Annotated in this window: 20 protein-coding genes and 1 tRNA gene; 11 read left to right on the forward strand and 10 right to left on the reverse strand. The window is 69.0% G+C overall.

Annotation, left to right across the window (positions count from 1 at the left end; all coding sequences use genetic code 11):
• The 6 genes from AB0F44_RS21075 to dcd all read right to left on the reverse strand — a co-directional run bounded on the left by AB0F44_RS21075 (position 1) and on the right by dcd (position 5,275).
• Positions 1-816 (reverse strand): ABC transporter ATP-binding protein, encoded by an 816-nt coding sequence (locus tag AB0F44_RS21075; RefSeq protein ID WP_357358649.1) that lies wholly within the window; start codon positions 814-816, stop codon positions 1-3.
• On the reverse strand, positions 816-1,856 hold the full coding sequence (locus AB0F44_RS21080; protein ID WP_357358650.1) for an iron chelate uptake ABC transporter family permease subunit: 1,041 nt from the start codon (positions 1,854-1,856) through the stop codon (positions 816-818). Before AB0F44_RS21080 ends, AB0F44_RS21075 begins: the two co-directional genes overlap by 1 nt.
• Entirely contained in the window at positions 1,853-2,884 is a 1,032-nt protein-coding gene (locus AB0F44_RS21085) for an iron ABC transporter permease (protein ID WP_357358651.1), read from the reverse strand. Before AB0F44_RS21085 ends, AB0F44_RS21080 begins: the two co-directional genes overlap by 4 nt.
• Before the next feature lie 8 nt (positions 2,885-2,892).
• Positions 2,893-3,951 (reverse strand): ABC transporter substrate-binding protein, encoded by a 1,059-nt coding sequence (locus tag AB0F44_RS21090; protein WP_357358652.1) that lies wholly within the window; start codon positions 3,949-3,951, stop codon positions 2,893-2,895.
• Positions 3,952-4,060: 109 nt separating this feature from the next.
• On the reverse strand, positions 4,061-4,663 hold the full coding sequence (locus AB0F44_RS21095; protein ID WP_357358653.1) for a DNA-3-methyladenine glycosylase I: 603 nt from the start codon (positions 4,661-4,663) through the stop codon (positions 4,061-4,063).
• Between the two features lie 36 nt (positions 4,664-4,699).
• A complete protein-coding gene (gene dcd, locus AB0F44_RS21100; protein ID WP_141794788.1) occupies positions 4,700-5,275 on the reverse strand; it encodes a dCTP deaminase in 576 nt (191 codons plus the stop codon).
• A 37-nt stretch (positions 5,276-5,312) separates the two neighbouring features.
• Between dcd and AB0F44_RS21105 the strand changes: the two genes are divergently transcribed.
• From AB0F44_RS21105 to AB0F44_RS21120, 4 genes are all read left to right on the forward strand, one after another.
• On the forward strand, positions 5,313-6,095 hold the full coding sequence (locus tag AB0F44_RS21105) for an SGNH/GDSL hydrolase family protein (protein WP_357358654.1): 783 nt from the start codon (positions 5,313-5,315) through the stop codon (positions 6,093-6,095).
• A 50-nt stretch (positions 6,096-6,145) separates the two neighbouring features.
• Positions 6,146-6,221: transfer RNA gene (locus tag AB0F44_RS21110), tRNA-Gly, on the forward strand.
• Between the two features lie 159 nt (positions 6,222-6,380).
• Positions 6,381-7,757, forward strand: a complete 1,377-nt coding sequence (locus tag AB0F44_RS21115; protein WP_357358655.1) for an adenylosuccinate lyase family protein — start codon at positions 6,381-6,383, stop codon at positions 7,755-7,757.
• Positions 7,758-7,791: 34 nt separating this feature from the next.
• Entirely contained in the window at positions 7,792-8,424 is a 633-nt protein-coding gene (locus tag AB0F44_RS21120; protein WP_357358656.1) for a DUF2461 domain-containing protein, read from the forward strand.
• Positions 8,425-8,503: 79 nt separating this feature from the next.
• On the opposite strand, the gene AB0F44_RS21125 is transcribed toward AB0F44_RS21120, so the two are convergent.
• Positions 8,504-8,956: a nuclear transport factor 2 family protein gene (locus AB0F44_RS21125; RefSeq protein ID WP_357358657.1), complete on the reverse strand. Its 453-nt coding sequence runs from the start codon at positions 8,954-8,956 to the stop codon at positions 8,504-8,506.
• A 199-nt stretch (positions 8,957-9,155) separates the two neighbouring features.
• Between AB0F44_RS21125 and AB0F44_RS21130 the strand changes: the two genes are divergently transcribed.
• From AB0F44_RS21130 to AB0F44_RS21140, 3 genes are all read left to right on the forward strand, one after another.
• Positions 9,156-11,009 (forward strand): acyl-CoA dehydrogenase, encoded by a 1,854-nt coding sequence (locus tag AB0F44_RS21130; RefSeq protein ID WP_357358658.1) that lies wholly within the window; start codon positions 9,156-9,158, stop codon positions 11,007-11,009.
• A gap of 99 nt (positions 11,010-11,108) precedes the next feature.
• Positions 11,109-12,332, forward strand: coding sequence for an MFS transporter (locus tag AB0F44_RS21135; RefSeq protein WP_357358659.1), 1,224 nt, complete (start codon positions 11,109-11,111; stop codon positions 12,330-12,332).
• 91 nt (positions 12,333-12,423) lie between these two features.
• Positions 12,424-12,774, forward strand: coding sequence for a DUF6458 family protein (locus tag AB0F44_RS21140; protein ID WP_357358660.1), 351 nt, complete (start codon positions 12,424-12,426; stop codon positions 12,772-12,774).
• On the opposite strand, the gene AB0F44_RS21145 is transcribed toward AB0F44_RS21140, so the two are convergent.
• On the reverse strand, positions 12,753-13,667 hold the full coding sequence (locus tag AB0F44_RS21145; protein WP_357358661.1) for a LysR family transcriptional regulator ArgP: 915 nt from the start codon (positions 13,665-13,667) through the stop codon (positions 12,753-12,755). The two genes, AB0F44_RS21140 and AB0F44_RS21145, sit on opposite strands and share 22 nt — an antisense overlap.
• Before the next feature lie 74 nt (positions 13,668-13,741).
• On the opposite strand from AB0F44_RS21145, the gene AB0F44_RS21150 reads away from it, so the two are divergent.
• The 3 genes from AB0F44_RS21150 (at position 13,742) to AB0F44_RS21160 (ending at position 16,270) form a co-directional block, all read left to right on the forward strand.
• Positions 13,742-14,350 carry a LysE/ArgO family amino acid transporter gene (locus AB0F44_RS21150; RefSeq protein WP_357358662.1) on the forward strand — a complete coding sequence of 203 codons (609 nt, stop codon included), beginning with the start codon at positions 13,742-13,744 and terminating at the stop codon, positions 14,348-14,350.
• Between the two features lie 59 nt (positions 14,351-14,409).
• The gene (locus AB0F44_RS21155; protein ID WP_357358663.1) at positions 14,410-15,351 is read left to right on the forward strand and encodes an oxidoreductase; all 942 of its coding nucleotides are present in this window, start codon (positions 14,410-14,412) and stop codon (positions 15,349-15,351) included.
• A gap of 85 nt (positions 15,352-15,436) precedes the next feature.
• On the forward strand, positions 15,437-16,270 hold the full coding sequence (locus AB0F44_RS21160; protein ID WP_357358664.1) for a hypothetical protein: 834 nt from the start codon (positions 15,437-15,439) through the stop codon (positions 16,268-16,270).
• Here AB0F44_RS21160 and AB0F44_RS21165 read toward each other — a convergent pair.
• The gene (locus AB0F44_RS21165) at positions 16,252-17,043 is read right to left on the reverse strand and encodes a crotonase/enoyl-CoA hydratase family protein (RefSeq protein WP_357358665.1); all 792 of its coding nucleotides are present in this window, start codon (positions 17,041-17,043) and stop codon (positions 16,252-16,254) included. The genes AB0F44_RS21160 and AB0F44_RS21165 overlap by 19 nt on opposite strands.
• Before the next feature lie 38 nt (positions 17,044-17,081).
• On the opposite strand from AB0F44_RS21165, the gene pgm reads away from it, so the two are divergent.
• Positions 17,082-18,731, forward strand: a complete 1,650-nt coding sequence (gene pgm, locus AB0F44_RS21170) for a phosphoglucomutase (alpha-D-glucose-1,6-bisphosphate-dependent) (protein WP_357358666.1) — start codon at positions 17,082-17,084, stop codon at positions 18,729-18,731.
• A 12-nt stretch (positions 18,732-18,743) separates the two neighbouring features.
• Here the strand turns inward: pgm and AB0F44_RS21175 are convergent, their stop codons facing one another.
• Positions 18,744-19,208: a carboxymuconolactone decarboxylase family protein gene (locus AB0F44_RS21175; protein WP_357358667.1), complete on the reverse strand. Its 465-nt coding sequence runs from the start codon at positions 19,206-19,208 to the stop codon at positions 18,744-18,746.
• Between the last annotated feature and the right edge of the window lie 11 nt (positions 19,209-19,219).

Genomic DNA, 19,219 nt, shown 5'->3' on the forward strand with positions numbered 1-19,219 from the left:
TCAGGCTCCTTGTGCGTGGGGGTGAGCGGCGGGTCGATGGTGACGTCCGATCGGGACGACCATCGGTGTGCCCGAGACGGGGTCGACGATGACCTGGGATTCCAGGCCGAAGACCTGCTCGACGCGGTCGGCGGTGACCACCTCGGCGGGCGTGCCGGTGGCGGCGACCTTTCCGCCGCTCATCGCGATCAGGTGGTCGGCGTAGCGGGCGGCCAGGTTGAGGTCGTGGAGCACCATCACGACGGTGGTGCCTCGCGACGAGCGGAGCCCGTGGAGCAGATCGAGCAGGTCGACCTGGTGGGCGACGTCGAGGAACGTGGTCGGCTCGTCGAGGAGCAGCAGGTCGGTCTGCTGGGCGAGCGCCATCGCCACCCAGACGCGCTGCCGTTGACCGCCGGAGAGCTCGTCGACGACGCGGTCGGCTAGGTCAAGCGTGTCTGTCAGCTCGAGCGCCTCCGCGACCGCCGCGTCGTCCTCGGGCGACCAGCGCTGCAGCGCGCCGCGGTGGGGCTGCCGGCCGCGGCCGACCAGGTCGACGACGGTGATGCCCTCGGGAGCGACCGGCGACTGCGGCATCAACCCGAGCGTCTTGGCGACCGCGCGGGTGGGCTGCTTGTGGACCGCCTTGCCGTCCAGGACCACCTGCCCGGAGATGGGCCGGAGCAGCCGCGCCATCCCGCGCAGCAGGGTCGACTTCCCGCAGCCGTTGGCGCCGACGATCACCGTGGTGAGGCCGTCGGGGATCTCGAGCGAGACCCCGTCCACGACCGGCTCCGCTCCGTAACCGAGGCTCACACTCTCCGCAGCGAGTCTCATCAAGCCTTCCTTCCAGCCCGCCCAGCGGCGAGCAACCACAACAGGAACGGCGCCCCGAACGCACCGGTGACGACGCCTACCGGGAAGGAGACGCCGGGTACCGCATAGTCAGCGATGTAGTCGCCTGCCACCATCACGATGGCGCCGACGAGCGCAGCGCCGACCAGGGTCGTACGCCCGCCGTTGAGCGCCCGCGAGATCGGTCCGGCCACGAACGCGACGAAGGCGACCGGGCCGGCCGCGGCGACGCCGAGAGCGGTGAGCAGGACGGCGATCAGGAGCAGCAGGTCCGTATGCCGCCGGCTGACGCCCAGGCCCGTGGCCACGTCCGGGCCGAGCTGGACGATCTGGGCCGAGCGGGCGGTCCAGATCAGCGCCGGGACGAGCACGACGAGGAAGCCGAGCAGGATCCAGATGGTGGGCCAGGTGACGCCGTTGAGCGCGCCGGTCAGCCAGCGCAGCACGAGCAGGGCGTCGAACTCGTTGGCGCGGGTGAAGAGATAGTGGACGACCGCGGTCATCGCGGCCGCGGCGGTGACTCCGACGAGGACGAGCCGATAGCTGCCGTCGGAGCCGGCGACGAGCCGGACCGCCACCGCGATAGCGATCGCACCCACGATCGCGGCGATGCTCAGGGCCAGCCCCTGCAGGTCGAGCACCACGATCGCGAAGACCGCCGACGCGCTCGCGCCGAGCGAGACCCCGACGATGTCGGGGCTGGCGAGCGGGTTGCGCAGGGTGCTCTGGAAGACGGCGCCGGCGCTGCCGAACGCGACGCCGACCAGCACCCCGAGGATCGCCCTGGGCAGCTTCTCCGACATCAGCAGGAAGGTGGCGCCGGGGATCTCGGCACCGCCGAGGATCCGGAAGAAGTCCGGCACGGTGATGATGAAGTTGCCGAGCAGCACCCGGGCGACGAAGGCTCCGAAGAGGACCACCGCCAGGGCAGCGACCACGAACACATGGTGCCGTCGTGGAGCCCGCCGGGCCTTGCGTACGACGTCGACGGACCGGGTGGGTTCGACAGAAGTTGTGCTCACAGGCCGGCCATCCGTCCGCGCCGAAGGAACCATACGAAAGCAGGTACGCCGACGACGGCCGTCATGATGCCGACCTGCACCTCGGTGGGCGGCAGCACCACTCGGCCCAGCGCGTCGGCGATGGCGGTGAGCGCGGCTCCGGCGGCGATGGAGAGCGGCAGCACCAGCGTGTAGCTGGGACCGACCAGGGCGCGTACGGCGTGCGGGACGACCAGACCGACGAAGGCGACCGGGCCGACCAGAGCGGTGGCGGTGCCGCTCAGCAGGACCACCGCGATCCCGACGAACACCCGGTCCAGACCGGTGCGGCGGCCGAGCCCCTTGGCGAGGTCGTCGCCGAGCGCGAGCGCGTCCAGGACCCGGGCGCCCAGCAGGGCCATCACGGCACCGATGGCGAGGAACGGAGCACAGATCGCGAGGTCACCCCAGTCGCTGCCGATGGTGCCGACCTGCCACTGCCGGAAGACCTCCAGGCCCTTGTGGTCCATCAGCAGGATGCCGCTGGTCCAGCTGGTCAGCGCCGCCGTCAGCGCCGCGCCGGCCAGCACCAGCTTGGCGGGGGTGGCGCCGTCACGGCCGATCGCGGCGACGCCGTGCACGAGGATCGCGGCGAGAGCGGAGCCGATGAAGGCGGCCCACAGCAGCGAGTCGAGGCCGGTGGCTCCGACGTACACGAGTGCTACGACGACCGCGAAGGCCGCACCGGCGTTGAGGCCGAGCAGCCCTGGGTCCGCCAGCGGGTTGCGGGTGAGTCCCTGCAGGCAGGCGCCGCCGAGCGCGAGCGCGCCGCCGACGGCGAAGGCGATCGCGGTGCGGGCGATCCGGTTCTCCAGGATCGCGTGCCCGAAGCTGCCGTCGTCGAAGAGTGCGGTGGGCGGAACCCACTCGGAACCGAGCAGGACCGAGGCGACGGCCGCGAGGAGCAGCGCCGCCAGGATCAGCCCGATCCCAGGCAGCCTCCTGCCCCGGACGACCGCGGCGGCAGCTGCTGCCGGGTCGGCCGGGGCCAGAGGCGTACGTGTGGTCAACGCGGGCTTCACTCAGCCGCGGTGACGTTGACCTTTCCGCCGTCGACCGCCTCGGCGATCGAGGGAACGAGCTCGTCGATGAAGTACGGGATCGACAGGGTGCTCGCGGCGGAGAAGGTCAGGGAGAGCGGCTGGTCGGTCACGTCGAGGTAGTGGCCGTCCTTGATCGCGGGGATCTGGCTGAGCAGCTTGTCCTTCTGCAGGGCCTCGAAGCTGCCCTCGGTGTAGCCGAGGTTGATCAGCACCTCCGACTCCAGCTCGGGAGCCTTCTCCGCGGAGACGTCGGTGTAGAACTGGCCCTTCGGAACGAGCTTGTCGGCGACCGGGGCCAGCTCCATGCCGAGCTGGGTGAGCATCTGCGGGCGGGCGTCGCCGGCGCCATAGAGGCCGATGGTGCCGAGCTTGGAGTTGTCCTGGACACCGGTGACCAGGTAGCTGGCACCGACGATCTGCGGGTGGTCCTTCTGGGCCTGCGCGATCGCGTCCTCGGTCTCCTTCTTGACCTCCTCGGACAGGGTGACCCGGCCGGTGGCCTTGCCGATCATCTCGAGCGAGTCCTGCCAGGAGGTCAGCCACGGGTCACCGGGGAAGGCGACGGTCGGGGCGATCTCGCTGAGCTTCTTGTAGTCGGCCTCGGTGATGCCCGAGTTGGTGGCCAGGATGAGGTCGGGCGCAGCCTTGCTGATCTCGGTGAAGGGGATGCTGGTGTCGGCGTTGTAGCGCACCGGCTGCTTGCCGCCGACCTCCTTCAGCTCGGCGTCGAACCAGTCGGTCGACTGCTGCTCGTTGCCGCCCCAGGTGATCGCCTGGGCAGCGACCGGGACGACACCTAGCGACAGCGCCACGTCGTGGTCGGACCAGCCGATGGTGGCGACGTTGGTCGGCTCCTCGGGGATCTCGGTGCTGCCGTAGGCGTGCTCGACGGTGACAGGGAACGCGCCCTTGTCTGCCTTCGAGGCAGAGTCCGCGGAGCCGTCCGCGGAGTCGGTCGCGCCCGTGCTGCACGCAGCCAGGCCGGTGGCAGCGAGCACGAGGCTCGCTGCGATGAGTACGGATCGACGGATCACGGGGGAACACCTCATGGGGTTAGGCAATGCTTAGTTAGGACAGCCTAAACACATCTCGGTTCCGACGAAGGATCGGCCCCTGCCTTTTGGACAGGCTCAGGCGCACAGGTCAGGGCCTGACGAACGCCGCCCGTTCGGCCTCGACCCGATCCCGGATCACACAGTCGAGCGAGTGGTCGTTGATGATCCCCATCGACTGCATGAACGCGTACATCGTCGTCGGCCCGACGAACTTCCAGCCTCGCTTCTTGAGGTCCTTGGAGAGGCTGATCGAGGCGGCGGAGGTGGCCACCACCTCCGGGACCTTGAGCGGCTCGGGCTCGAAGCCCCAGACGTACGCAGCCAGCGACCCACGCTCCTCGACGAGCTCGACCGCGCGGCGGGCGTTGTTGATCGCCGCCTCGATCTTGCCGCGGTGGCGGATGATCCTCGCGTCCTGCAGGAGCCGCTCGACGTCGCCCTCCTCGAACTCGGCCACCTTGTGGAAGTCGAAGTCGGCGAAGACCTCGCGGAACGCTGGCCGCTTGTTGAGGATCGTGCGCCACGACAGCCCGCTCTGGAAGCCCTCCAGGCAGATCTTCTCGAAGAGCCGTACGTCACCGCCGGCCGGAAATCCCCACTCGGTGTCGTGGTAGCCGAGGAACTCCGGCGCCCCGCCGGCCCACGCGCAACGCGTCTGGCCATCGGGGGCCAGGAATGGTGCTTCACTCATCCACCCGACCCTAGCCGCGACCACCGACAGCCCTGCTCAGATCTTGGTGCGGTGGAAGCTCTGGAAGCTGCGCGAGGCGGTCGGGCCGCGCTGGCCCTGGTAGCGGCTCCCGTACTTCTCGCTGCCGTAGGGGTTCTGGGCGGGCGAGGTGAGCCTGAAGAAGCAGTACTGACCGATCTTCATCCCCGGGTAGAGCTTGATCGGCAGCGTCGCGACGTTGGCCAACTCGAGCGTCACGTGGCCGGAGAAGCCCGGGTCGACGAAGCCGGCGGTGGCGTGGGTGAGCAGCCCGAGCCGCCCCAGTGAGCTCTTGCCTTCCACGCGCGCGGCGATGTCGTCGGGCAGGCTGACGGTCTCGTACGTCGACCCGAGCACGAACTCGCCCGGGTGCAGGATGAACGGCTCATCCCCCTCGGTCTCGATCTGCCGCGTGAGCTCGGACTGGTCCACGGCCGGGTCGATCGTGGCGTACTTGTGGTTGTCGAAGACCCGGAAGAACCGATCCAGACGTACGTCGACGGACGACGGCTGCAGCATCGACTCGTCCCAGGGGTCGATGACGATCCTTCCGTCGTGGATCTCGGTCAGGATGTCCTTGTCGCTGAGCAGCACGGGGCAAATCTAGTCCAAATCCGGTTGAATCAAGGCCATGGCACTGGATGCGCTGATTCCCGGCGGCTACCGCCGGTACGTCGCGCTCGGCGACTCCTTCACCGAGGGCGTCGGTGACGCCGACGCACGTCGTCCGAACGGCGTACGCGGCTGGGCCGATCGGGTTGCCGAGGTGATGGCCGAGCGGACCCCTGAGTTCACCTACGCCAACCTCGCCGTCCGCGGCCGCGGGATCGACCGGATCGTCAAGGAGCAGGTCGCAGCGGCGATCGCGCTCGAGCCGGACGTGGTGACGATCTACGGCGGATCGGTCGACCTGATGTGGCCGCACGTCGACATCGACGCCCTGCTCGTGACCTACGAGTCGGCGATCGAGCAGCTCGTCGACAGCGGCGCGAAGGTGCTGGTCTTCACCGCGTACGGCGCGCGGGCGTCGACCGTCGGGCGGCTGCTCCGCGGGCGCTTCGCGGTCTACAACGAGGCCGTCCGCGAGATCGCTCAGCGGCGCGGTGCGACGCTGGTCGACTTCTGGCGGATGACCGAGTACGACGCCGCCGGCTACTGGGACGGACACGGCTTCCTGGGATCCCCCGGCCACCAGCTGATGGCGATCAAGGTCCTGGACACCCTCGGCGTACGCCACCACCTCCCCACCCCGAAACCGCTGGTCGTCATCGAGGAACCGAGCGTGGGCGGCCCCATCCGCGAGGTCCGGCGGCTCGCTGCCCGAGCACTCCCCTGGGCTGTACGCCGCATGCTCCGCGGTCCCACGGGAGACGGGCTGTCGGCCCGCTATCCCCAGATGACGCGACTTTCCTGAACCGGTTTCGCACCTGGCCCTGAGTGTGGGGTAACATCCTGGTCGCACCTGCGGACGTAGCTCAGTTGGTAGAGCGCAACCTTCCCAAGGTTGATGTCGCGAGTTCGAATCTCGTCGTCCGCTCCAATGATGGCGGGCCGTGCCGTTGGGCACGGCCTGTTTCAGTTCACTTGCACGATCCAAGTGACGCAGCACACGATCGCGGGTGTTTGCGGCTTGCGTCCATTAAGATTGGGTTTCTGTTTTCCAATCATTGTGTGAACGACACGTAAAGGATCACTCGACATGCCCGCGGGCTCGAGCAGCCGATTCACCGACGGACGAGTCCCCGACCACGGCATCGGAGATCTCTTCACCTACGAGGCACGCCTCCAGGCGCGACTCGACGTCGAGGCGGCCCTGGCCGGCGCCGAAGCGGCCGTGAAGGTGATCCCCGCGGAGGCCGGCGAGGCGATCGCCGAGGCCGCCGACCTGGACAAGCTCGACCTGGACCGCATCGAGAAGGCGACCGCCGAGCACAGCCACCCGCTGACGCCGCTGGTCGAGGAGCTCTGCCGGGTCGTCGGCGCGAAGCACGGCGGCTGGGTCCACTGGGGCGCGACCACGCAGAACATCACCCAGACCGCCGACCTGATCCTGATGCGCCAGGCGCACGACAAGATCCTCGATCTGCTCGGTGACCTGCTGCGCTCGCTGTCGAAGGTCGCCGAGGCCGGCGCCGAGGTGCCGATGCCGGGACGTACGCACTCCCAGCACGCGGTCCCGATCACCTTCGGCTTCAAGGTCGCCATCTGGATCGACGAGATCGCCGCGCACGTCGACCGGCTCCGCTCGGTCGAGGACCGCGTCTTCCGGCTGCTCATGGGCGGCGCGGCCGGCACCATGGCCTCCTTCGGCTCCCACGCCCGCGCCATCGAGACCGAGACGGCCTCCCGGCTCGACATGGGCTCGATGCCGGTCCCCTCGCGCGCGATCAACGACGGCATGGTCGAGTGGGTCTCGATCCTGGGGATGCTCGGTGGCACCGCCGGCAAGATCGGCAAGGACGTCTACTCGATGATGCAGCCCGAGTTCGGGGAGGCCTTCGAGCCGATCCCCGAGGGCACCATCGGCTCCTCGACGATGCCCCACAAGCGCAACCCGCAGCTCACCCTCGACGTCATCACCGCCGCCACCCAGCTGCGCGGGCTCGTCGCCCCGGCGATGGAGTCGATGCTCCACGACCACGAGGCCAACGGCGCCATGACCGGCATCCTCGAGGACGCAGTCGCGCAGGCGTCGCGCCTGGCCGGCGACGTACTCGCGAGGCTCGTGGTCATCTTCACCGGCCTGACCTTCGACGAGGACCGGATGCGCGCCAACCTGGCTCTCTCAGGCGGCCTCATCGGCTCCGAGTCTCTGATGCTCGAGCTCGGCGAGCGCATCGGCCGCCAGGTCGCCCACGACGTCGTCTTCGAGCTGGCTCAGCGCTCGGCCGTCGACGACATCGACTTCGCCTCGCTCCTCGCGGATTCGCCCGAGGTCTCCGAGCACTTCACCCGCAGCGAGATCGCCGACCTGCTCGACCCGTGCCGCCACCTCGGTGAGTCCGCCAACATCGCCCGCGCCATGGCCGAGCACGCCCGCCGGGTGGCCGACGGCATCCAGATCCCCGCCGTCTGAGGCTGGGTTCCACGGACGTCGATAGGCTGCGTACGTGGCTTTCGAAGGTTTCCCCGTTGCAGCGCTCGACTTCTACGACGACCTCGAGGTCGACAACACCAAGTCGTTCTGGGAAGCCCACAAGCACGTCTACAAGGAGTCGGTCCACGCGCCGATGAAGGCGCTCACCGACGAGCTCGCCGAGGAGTTCGGCAGCGCCAAGATCTTCCGGCCCTACCGCGACGTACGTTTCTCGAAGGACAAGCTCCCCTACAAGACCCACCAGGGAGCCTTCGTGGCCGTGGCTCCGCAGACCGGCTACTACGTCGAGGTCTCGCCCCGCGGCATCCGCACCGGTGGCGGCTGCTACTGGTTCGAGCCGCCCCGGCTGGCCGCCTTCCGCGACGCCATCGTCCACGACCACTACGGCGCTGACCTGGAGAAACGTCTCGCGGTCGCGGAGAAGAAGGGCTACGAGGTCACCGGCGACCGCCTCAAGACCGCCCCGCGCGGCATCGACAAGGACCACCCCAAGATCGAGCTCCTCCGCCACAAGTCGATCCACCTCGGCCACACCATCGGCTTCGAGCCGATCATCCACACCCCCGACTTGGTCGGCGAGGTGAAGAAGGACTGGCGAGCCGTACGTCCTCTGGTCGAGTGGATCGCCGAGCACGCCGTGGCGTGAGCTTGATACGAGATAGTCCGGGACGTTTCAGCCCACTACCAGTCGGTAGATGGGCTCGAACGTCCCGGACTATCTAGCGTCAGGCGGAGGTGAAGCTCGCCATCGTGCGCTCGGGCTCCCAGAAGGCCTTCATGGAGGCGATGCGGCCCTCGTCGTTGACGGTGTAGACCATGATCAGCTCGGTGGTGGTGTAGCTGCCGTCAGGGAACGACGTCTTGATCTTGCCGACGTTGGCGCAGGTGTTGCCGGCGGGGTTGGCGAAGGAGTCGTTGATCTCGAACTCGAACGTGTGGACCGAGGCGATGGCCTTCTCCCAGAAGGCCTTGAGGCCCTCGTGACCGTGGTGGCCCTTGCCCTCGGGGTCGAACATCGACGGCCCGACCGGGTCCTCGAGCACGCAGTCCTCGGCATAGATCGTCAGCCACTCGTCGAGGTCGCCCTTGGCGACGGCAGCATAGGAGCGTTGCCCGGCCGTACGTGCGGGATGGTCGTCGTCGGGGGCGTTCCAGGTGATGGCGTCGGAGGAGATCATGCGGCAGATCGTACGCCGAAACTGGAACGTGTTCTACCGACCAGGTGCTAGCAAATGTGAGCAAGACCCCTACTCATGAGTAGACCCGGGCTTGCCACCCCTCGAGAGCGAGCCTATTCTTAATGTTACCCGCCAGTAGTGCGTGCCGACCGGCGCTCCCGCAACTGGTAAATCCGACAAAGGTTATGAAGGTGGATCAGTGAGCCACTACAAGAGCAATCTCCGCGACATCGAGTTCAACCTGTTCGAGGTCTTCGGCACCGACAAGGTCCTCGGCACCGGTCCCTTCGCGGACCTGGACGTCGACACCGCGAGGGAGATCCTCGCCGAGGTCGAGCGTCTCTCGCGCGAGGATCTCGCGGAGTCGTTCGTCGAGGCCGACCGCAACCCGCCGGTCTTCGACCCCAAGACGAACACCGCTCCGGTCCCGGCCGCGTTCAAGAAGTCGTACGACGCGTGGATGGAGTCGGGCTTCTGGAGCCTGCACACTCCCGAGGAGATCGGCGGCCAGGTGGCCCCGAACTCGCTCGTGTGGGCGACCGCCGAGATGCTGCTCGGTGCCAACCCGGCGATCTGGATGTACGCCGCCGGCCCGTTCTTCTCGAAGGTCGTCTTCGAGAACGGCAACGAGCGCGACAAGCGCATCGCCAAGTTCATGGTCGAGAAGCTGTGGGGCTCCACCATGGTGCTGACCGAGCCCGACGCGGGCTCCGACGTCGGTGCCGGCAAGACCTTCGCCACGCCCAACGAGGACGGCTCCTGGAACATCACCGGCGTCAAGCGCTTCATCACCAGCGCTGAGTCGGACCTGCAGGAGAACATCATGCACCTCGTCCTCGCCCGCCCGAAGGGCGTCGAGGGCGTCGGCGGCCCGGGCACCAAGGGCCTCTCGCTCTTCCTCGTGCCGAAGTACCACTTCGACCACGAGACCGGTGAGCTCACCGGCGAGCGCAACGGTGCGTACGTCACCAACGTCGAGCACAAGATGGGCATCAAGGTGTCCAACACCTGCGAGCTCACCTTCGGCGACCCGCAGGTCGGCGGCGGCGAGCCCGCCAAGGGCTGGCTGCTCGGCGAGGTGCACGACGGCATCCGCCAGATGTTCGACGTCATCGAGAACGCTCGGATGATGGTCGGCACCAAGGCGATCGCGACCCTCTCGACCGGCTACCTGAACGCTCTCGAGTACGCCAAGACCCGCGTCCAGGGCGCCGACCTCGTCGCCGCCGGCAAGACGGACCCGCGCGTCACGATCACCCACCACCCCGACGTACGCCGCTCGCTGCTGGTGCAGAAGTCGTTCGCCGAGGGCATGCGCGCGCTGGTCTACTACACGACCTCGTGGCAGGAGAAGGTCGTCCTCACCGAGGACGGCTCCGACGAGAACAAGCTGGCTGCCGCGGTCAACGACCTGCTGCTGCCGATCGTCAAGGGCTACGGCTCCGAGCGCGCCTGGGTGCTGCTCGGCACCGAGTCGCTGCAGACCTTCGGTGGGTCGGGCTTCCTGCAGGAGTACCCGATCGAGCAGTACGTCCGCGACGCCAAGATCGACTCGATCTACGAGGGCACCACCGCGATCCAGGGCCAGGACTTCTTCTTCCGCAAGATCGTGAAGAACCAGGGCGCCGCGCTCGGCCAGATCGCCGGCGAGATCCAGGCCTTCCTCGACGCCGAGGGCTCCGCCGAGCTCAAGGAGTCGCGTGCGCTGCTCGCGACCGCGCTCGAGGACGTCAACGCGATCGTCGGGCACATGTTCAACGACCTGATGGCCTCCCAGGAGGAGATCACCAACATCTACAAGGTCGCCCAGAACACCTCGCGCCTGCTGCTCGCCGTCGGCGACGTCGTGGTCTCGTGGCTGCTGCTGCGCCAGGCCGAGATCGCTCTCGCCGCCCTGGCCGGCGACGCCGGCAAGGACACGGACTTCTACACCGGCAAGGTCGCCGCCGCGAAGTTCTTCGCCTCCTACAACCTGCCCAAGCTGACCGCTGAGCGGGCCATCGCCGAGGCGATCGACAACTCGATCATGGATCTGCCCGAGTCCGCTTTCTGACTCTGATCCGCTCGTACGCTGCGGCCCGCCCGGTTCTCCGGGCGGGCCGCGGTGCGTCTGGCGGAATTCCTCGGGCACGCTCGGTGGTTGAGGAGTCACGTGACCTCTGTGACCGAGCCCCGGCCGCGTACGAACCCCGCGCATCATACTCGCGGGTTCTGGTCGGTGGCGTTCCTGTTCGCGGCGACGATGGGCTTCGCGGCCGCGCCGGCACCGCTCTACGTCTTCTACGTCGACGAGCAGGGCTGGGGCTCGTTCGTGATCACGGTGGTGTTCGCGACGTACGGGGCGGGGGTGGCAATCTCGCTCTTCCTCGCCGGCCACCTCTCGGACCGGTTCGGGCGGCGGCGGGTGGTGGCGCCGGCGGTGCTGCTCAACGTGCTCTCCGCGCTGATCTTCCTCTCCACCCATGAGCTGGGCTGGCTGCTGCTGGCTCGGCTGCTGTCCGGGCTCGGCGTCGGCATGCTGACCGCGACCGCGACGGCCCACCTCGCCGAGCTGCACCGGCGCAGCCGGCCGGCGGCTCCGGCGACCCGCGCCGAGGTCGTCGCGACCGCGGCCAACATCGGTGGCCTCGGCCTCGGCCCGCTGGTCGCGGGAGCGCTGGCCGAGTGGGCGCCGCGACCGCTCTACACGCCGTACGCGGTCTTCGCGTTCCTCATGGTGCTCGGGCTGCTCGCGGTCGTGGCGGCGCCGGAGACGGTCGACACCGACCAGCCGGGGTGGACCTACCGGCCGCAGCGGGTGCGGGTGCCGGCCGATGCGCGCGGCGCCTACTTCGCCGCGGGGATGGCGAGCTTCGTGGCGTTCGCGATGTTCGGCTTCTTCACCTCGCTGGTGCCGTCGTTCCTCGCCGAGGATCTGGACATGCACTCCCACGCCGTCGCGGGCGTGGTCGGCTTCTCCATCTTCGGGGCCGCGGCGCTCTTCCAGGTGCTGGCCGGGAGCTGGCCGCGTCAGAGGTTGTACGTCGTCGGACTGATCGCATTGACCGCCGGACTGATCCTGGTCGTCGGTGCCCTGCTGTCCGGCACGTTCTGGGTTCTGGTCGTCGGGGCCGTCGTCACCGGGGCCGGGGCGGGGATGTCGTTCAAGGCTGCGATCGCCACCGTGATCTCGGTGGCGCCGGCGAACAGCCGTGGCGAGGCGCTGGCCGGGCTCTTCCTGATGGCCTATCTCGGGATCACGGTGCCGGTGGTTCTGCTGGGGATCCTGCTGCAGTACGTCGCGACCGAGCCGGCGATGCTCGCCTTCGGCGGGCTCCTGCTGGTGCTGCTCGGGGTCGCGGCTCGTGGGGTGTCGGGGGCGCGGCGTACGGCCTGAGTGTCGTCGACCGCGATGCAGGGGACGGTATGCCTGACCGAAACAGGCGGGTAGCGTTGAACGCCAGCCTTCTCACGTCTGGAGTTCTGTCATGACCATCGGCCTTGGGATCATACTGTTGGTCCTCGGACTCATCCTGCTCACCGGAGCGGTCGATCTGCCCGACGACATCGCCAACGCCATCGCCACCGAACCGCTCGGCTGGATCCTGACCATCGCCGGCGCACTCGCGATCGCGATCGGCGTGCTGCTGTCGGTGAACCGCTCGCAGCACACCGCGGCCGTCGAGCACCGCCGTTACGACGTCGGCCCGTACCCCGCGGAGCCGCAGGGCCCTTATCCCGGCCAGCCGCAGGGCAACTACCCGCCGCAGCAGGGCAACTATCCTCCCAGCCAGGGCCCGGGCCCGTCGCAGGGTGGCTATCCGGGCGGCCGGGGCTGACGCACCCGGCGCAGCTGCGACCTGGCGGCGCGGCGTACGGCCTCGCTCAGGTCGTCGAGAGCGATCGAGTCGAGGCGCCAGCGCTGCCAGAAGAGCTGGATGTCGATCGGCTTCGCGCCGGGGAGCGGGACCGTGGCGCCTGACTCGAGGTCGGCCTCGGCCTGGGCGTCGAGGAGCATCCCCCAGCCGAGGCCGCGCCTGATCGCCTCGTGGAAGTCGTGGCTGCTCGGGACCCGGTGGACGACCGGTGGCCGGGTCGCGCCGTGCGCCGCCAGCACCTCGTCCTGGAGGTGGTCCTTCTCGTTGAAGACGATCATCGGGATCGCGCCCCAATCGATGCCTCTGCCCTTGCGGTGGCGCTCGATGAGCGCCGGGGCCGCGCCGGGCGTGTAGCGGAGCCGGCCGAGCGGCTCGGCCGTGCAGCCCTGGACCGGCTTCGGCTCGCTGGTGACCGCGGCGAGGACCTCGCCTCGGCGCAGCGCGTCGGCCGAGTAGCCCTGGTCCTCCACGGTGATCCGCAGCGCCGTCCGGTCCCAGTTCGCCACCTCGTCGAGCACCGGACGGAACCAGGTCGCGAGAGTGTCCGCGTTGACCACGACCGAGAGGTCGACGACGGTGTCGTCGCTGCTGTTGCCTGAGCTCAGGGTCGCGGCGGCCTCGTCGAGCAGCAGTCGGAGCTGTCGGCCGTGCCTGATCAGGGGCTCGCCTGCCTCGGTGGGGGTGCAGGGAGTCGTACGCCGCACCAGCACCTGCCCGGCCGCCCGCTCGAGCGCCCGGATCCGCTGGCTGACGGCGCTCGGGGTGATGTGGAGGCGTCTCGCCGCGGCGTCGAAGGTGCCTTCCTCGGCGATCACGACGAGGGTCTCGAGCTGGGTCGGGTCGAGGGCGGGCACGCCTTAAGTGTGGCTTATCTTCGGTTAGATTCTTTCGCTGGTCTGTAGGCGTGTGGCGGCTTAGCGTCGCTGGTGTGGTCAACGCCAGCCTCGCCGGACTCTTCACCGGACTCAGCCTCATCATCGCCATCGGGTCCCAGAACGCGTACGTCCTGCGGCAGGGCATCCTCCGCTCGCACGTGCTCGCGGTGGTGGCCGTGTGCGCGGTCTCCGACCTCCTCCTCATCTGTGCCGGGGTCGCGGGCATGGGGGCTGTCGTCGAGAGCGCCGGGTGGGCGGTGGAGGTGCTGCGCTGGTTCGGGGTCGTGTTCCTCGGTTGGTACGGCATCGGGTCGTTCCGGCGGGCGCTGCGGCCCTCGGGGATGGATGCTGCGGATGCGCCCCGCGAGACGCTCCCCCGCGTGATCGCCAAGGCCGCTGCCTTCACCTGGCTCAACCCGCATGTTTACATCGACACACTTGTGCTCCACGGGTCGATCGCGGCGACGTACGGCTCGGCGCGATGGGGGTTCGCCGTCGGCGGGTGCGTGGCCAGCATCGTCTGGTTCGCCGGTCTCGGCTACGGCGCCCGGCTCCTCGCGCCGCTGCTCGCCAGCCGGCGTGCCTGGCAGGTGCTCGACAGTCTCATCGGGTGCATGATGCTCGCGATCGCGGGCGGGCTCGCGCTGGGCGGACTGGGCTGATCGGGCGGGCAGACTTTCAAATCCAGCCAATGTGTTGACCGGCGGCCTAGTGTGGCCGCATGCCGTGGACGACCTCCGACATTCCTGACCTGACCGGCAAGAACGCCGTGGTGACCGGACCGACGCTGGGCGGGATCGGCTACTTCATCGCGCGCGGCCTCGCTGCCGCGGGGGCACGGGTGATCCTGGCGGGGCGGTCCTGGGAGAAGCTCGACGCGGCCGCGGAGGCACTGACCGAGGAGGTTCCCGGCGCCAGCCTCGACCGGGTCGCACTCGATCTCTCCTCGCTCCAGGCGGTGCGAGCGGGGGCCGAGGCGATCGCGGCGGCGACCTTCGACGGCGGCGGACCCCTGCACCTGCTGGTCAACAACGCCGGTGTGATGGCGACGCCGCAGTCGCGGACCGTGGACGACCTCGACCTGCAGATGGCGACCAACCACTTCGGGCCGTTCCTGCTGACCGGGCTGCTGCTCGAGCCGCTGGCCGAGAGCGGCGAGGGACGGATCGTCACCATGGCGAGCATGGCGCACAAAGTGGCCCGCAAGGCGCCGCTCGGGTTCCCGACGGTGCAGGTTGGCCGCTATTCGCCGTGGGGCGTCTACTCCCAGTCGAAGCTCGCCAACCTGCTCTTCACCTTCGAGCTCCAGCGGCGCCTGGAGAAGGCGGGGCTGCCGGTCGGCGCGTACGCCGCCCACCCGGGGCTTGCCGCCACCCACCTCATGGCGAACGGCGCCTCCCGGCGCATGATCGCGCCGATCGCGAGCATCGGCGAGGCCGCAGTCCGGGCGATGGCGCAGACCCCGGAGGCCGGCGCCTGGCCGGCGCTGATGGCGGCGACCTATCCGGGGCTCGAGCCCGGGACGTACATCGGGCCGAGCGACGCCTTCGAGGGTCGTGGTGTGCCCAAGCCGGTCACCGCGACGCGCCTCGCGCGCGATCCCGAGGCGGCGCGGGCCCTGTGGGAGCTCTCCGAGCAGACCACCGGGCTGTGCTACCCCTGATTGGCCTACCCCTGACCAAAGTCTGAGCCCGGTCGCTACCTCCGGCCGATGCCTCGACGGTGCCCCGGATCCTAGATTCACCAGGGTGAGCAAGAAGGTCCAGATCTGGTCGCGGACGATCTCCGAACACACCCACCATCTCGAGGTGACCGGGGAGATCATCCGTACGTTCGTGTGGACCGTCGACGGCGAAGAGGTCCTCACCAAGAAGACCGCCGACGACCGGGCACGCCTGGAGAGCAAGGAGCACGGGAGCCTGCTCGTCATCCACTCGGGGCTCGGCACGCCGCGCCGCGCGACCTTCTTCGAGCCCGGCGAGGACTTGGCCGGGATGACCGGCATCGGTGGCGTCGACCTCACCCCGGAGCCGGGATCACGGGCAGCTGCGTACGAACGCCGGGTGATCGACCACCCCAAGCGCTATGCGATCATCGAGACCCTCGGCGGCGCCGCGGGCGTGGTCGGCGGCATCGTCGCCGCGATGGTCGTCGCGTGGATCGTTTCGCGAATCTCGCTCCCGGACATCGACCTCCCGCTCCCGAACCTGCCGGACCTCCCCGACCTGCCGTTCCCCGACCTCCCCAGCATCCCGTGGCCGTCGATCCCGTGGCCGGACCTGCCGAACGTACAGGTCCCCGAATGGGTCAAGTGGGTCGCCAACAACCTGAAGTACGTCTGGCCCATCGTCCTCGCCTTCGTCCTCGCCCAGGGCGAGATCAAGCGCCGCCGCAAGCACGCCGAGGCGTCGGCCGCGCAGGCCGAAGCGTCAGGTACGTCGGCCGAGAAGTCACGCCCGCTGGCCGAGAAGGCAGCGGATGACGTTTCGACCGACGCGAGTGACGCTTCGGGCGACGGGGGTGACGCCTCGGCCGACGCGGGTGACGCCTCGGCTGATTCGGGTCAGCGGCGAGGCTTGTAGGTCGGCTTCTCGCGCTTGAAGGCGGCCTCGCGGGCGATCTTGGTGTTCTCGCCGAAGAGGAGGCGGAGCTGCTCGATGCGCTCGCGGGAGAAGGTGCGCTTGATGGGCGAGTACCAGGTGTCGTTGAAGAGGCGCTTGGCGGCGGCGAGCTGGTCGGGGGAACGCTCGGAGAGCTTGCGGGCGAAGGCGGTCGCGGTGGCCACGGGGTCGGCGGAGAGCTCGGTGACCAGGCCCAGCTCGTAGGCGCGCTCGCCGGAGAACTGCTCGGCGGTCATGGTGAGCTTCTTGGCGGTGTCGATGCCGACCACCTCGGAGAGCGACCGGATGCCGGTCATGTCGGGGATGATGCCCCACTTGCCCTCGAGGACCGACCACTGCGAGTCGGGCTCGGCGATGCGGAAGTCGGCGCCGAGCGCGATCTGTACGCCGCCGCCGAGGCAGTGACCGTGGACGGCCGCGATCACCGGGACCGGCAGCCGGCGCCAGGCCCACACCGACTCCTGGAACAGGTTGGTCCCGCGGAAGGGCACGGGCAGAAACGCGCCCACGATCTTCTTCGGGTCGCGCAGGACCGAGGCGAAGTCGAGGCCGGCGGTGAACGCGTCCCCCTCACCGGCGATGACCACCGCGCGCAGGTCGTGGTTCTTGCCGAGTTCCTTGGCGGTGTCGACCAGCTCCCGGAGCAGCTCGAGGGTCAGCGCGTTGAGCTTGTCCGGGCGGTTGAGACGCACCTGGGCGATGCCGTCGTTGATTTCGGTGGTGACGAGGGGCATGGGGAGAACATTACGGGGCAGTAGGCATGATGGGGCACATGGCTGACCCACGCGCTGGAACGCTCGCTACGCCCGCCGACCTGGTCGACGTACCTCACCTGGTCGCCTCCTACTACAACCTGCAGCCGGACCCGGACGATCCGGCCCAGCAGGTCGTCTTCGGCACCTCGGGGCATCGTGGGTCCTCGCTCAAGTCAGCCTTCAACGAGACGCACATCCTGGCCACGACCCAGGCGATCGTCGACTACCGCACCTCGCAAGGAATCGATGGGCCGCTGTTCATCGGGCGCGACACCCACGGCCTCTCCGAGCCCGCCTGGGCGAGTGCGCTGGAGGTGCTGGTCGCCAATGACGTACGCGTCCTGGTGGACGACCGCGACGGCTACACGCCCACACCGGCGATCTCGCACGCGATCCTTCGTGCCAACGCCGGACGCGTGTCGGGTGCTGGCCTAGCCGACGGGATCGTGGTGACCCCGTCCCACAACCCGCCCTCCGACGGCGGCTTCAAGTACAACCCGCCTCACGGCGGCCCCGCCGACTCCGACGCCACCAAGGTCATCGCCGCCCGCGCCAACGAGCTGATCCGCGCCGGGCTCTCCGGCGTCAAGCGAGTGCCGTTCGCCGCCGCGAAGCGACGAGCCGAGGCGTACGACTTCCTGGGCACCTACGTCGATGACCTGCCCAACGTGGTCGACCTGGCCGCCATCCGCGATGCCGGGGTGAAGATCGCCGCCGATCCGCTGGGCGGGGCCTCGGTCGCGTACTGGGGCGAGATCGCCGAGCGGCACAAGATCGACCTCAACGTCGTCAACGAGCTGGTCGACCCGACCTGGCGCTTCATGCCTCTGGACTGGGACGGCAAGATCCGGATGGACTGCTCCTCCCCCAGCGCGATGGCCGAGCTGGTGCGCTTCCTGGAGAACACCCCGGAGTTCGACATCGCCACCGGCAACGACGCCGACTCCGACCGGCACGGGATCGTCACCCGCGACGCCGGGCTGATGAACCCCAACCACTTCCTCGCGGTCGCGATCGACCACCTCTTCGGCGGCGCGCGTCTCGACTGGCCGGCGACCGCGCGCATCGGCAAGACCCTGGTCTCGTCCTCGATGATCGACCGGGTCGCCGGTGCGCTCGACAAGCCGCTGGTCGAGGTGCCGGTCGGCTTCAAGTGGTTCGTGCCGGGGCTGATCGACGGCTCGTTCGGCTTCGGCGGCGAGGAGTCGGCGGGCGCCTCGTTCCTGCGCTTCGACGGCACCGTGTGGACCACCGACAAGGACGGCATCATCCTCTCCCTGCTCGCCTCCGAGATCCTGGCGCGCACCGGCAAGGCGCCGTCACAGCGCTACGCGGAGCTGGTCGCTGAGCACGGTTCACCGGCGTACGCCCGGATCGACGCCCCCGCTTCGCGCGAGGAGAAGGCGAAGCTCGCCGGCCTCTCCCCCGAGGCCGTGACCGCGACCAGCCTGGCCGGTGAGGAGATCACCGCCAAGCTCACCGAGGCGCCGGGCAACGGTGCGGCCATCGGCGGCCTGAAGGTGACCACCGAGTCGGCCTGGTTCGCGGCCCGGCCGTCGGGGACGGAGGACGTCTACAAGATCTACGCCGAGTCCTTCCGTGGGCCCGAGCACCTGGCGAAGGTCCAGGAGGAGGCCAAGGCAGTCGTCTCCGCCGCCTTGGCCTGACCGCCCCGGAGGTCAACGCGTCCAGAACGGGCGCTCGGCGTCCTCCCGTACCGTCACGTTGACCCGATTGAAGAGGTTGTGGGTGGCGATGCAGAGGACCAGGGCAGCAGTCTGCTTCTCGTCGTAGTGCTTCGTGACCTCACGCCAGAGCTCGTCCGGCACCGCGTCCTCGGAGTCGGCGAGGCGGGTGAGGGCATCGGCGAGGGAGAGGGCTGCCTTCTCGGCCTCGTCGAAGAAGGGCGACTCGCGGAAGGCGGCCAGGCCGACGACCTTCTCGATCGGCAGGCCGACCTCGGCAAGACGTACGGCATGACCCTGGAGACAGGCGGCGCAGCCGTTGAGCTGGCTCACCCGGATGGCGACGAGCTCGGTCGTGGTCTCGGGAAGGCCACCCTCGGCCACGGCGGCCAAGAGGTTGCCGATGCCCTTGAATGCCTGCGGGATGACTTCTGCGGGGTTCTTCATTCGGTTGCTCATGCCATCCCTGA

Source organism: Nocardioides sp. NPDC023903 (assembly GCF_040639295.1).
GTDB lineage: Bacteria > Actinomycetota > Actinomycetes > Propionibacteriales > Nocardioidaceae > Nocardioides.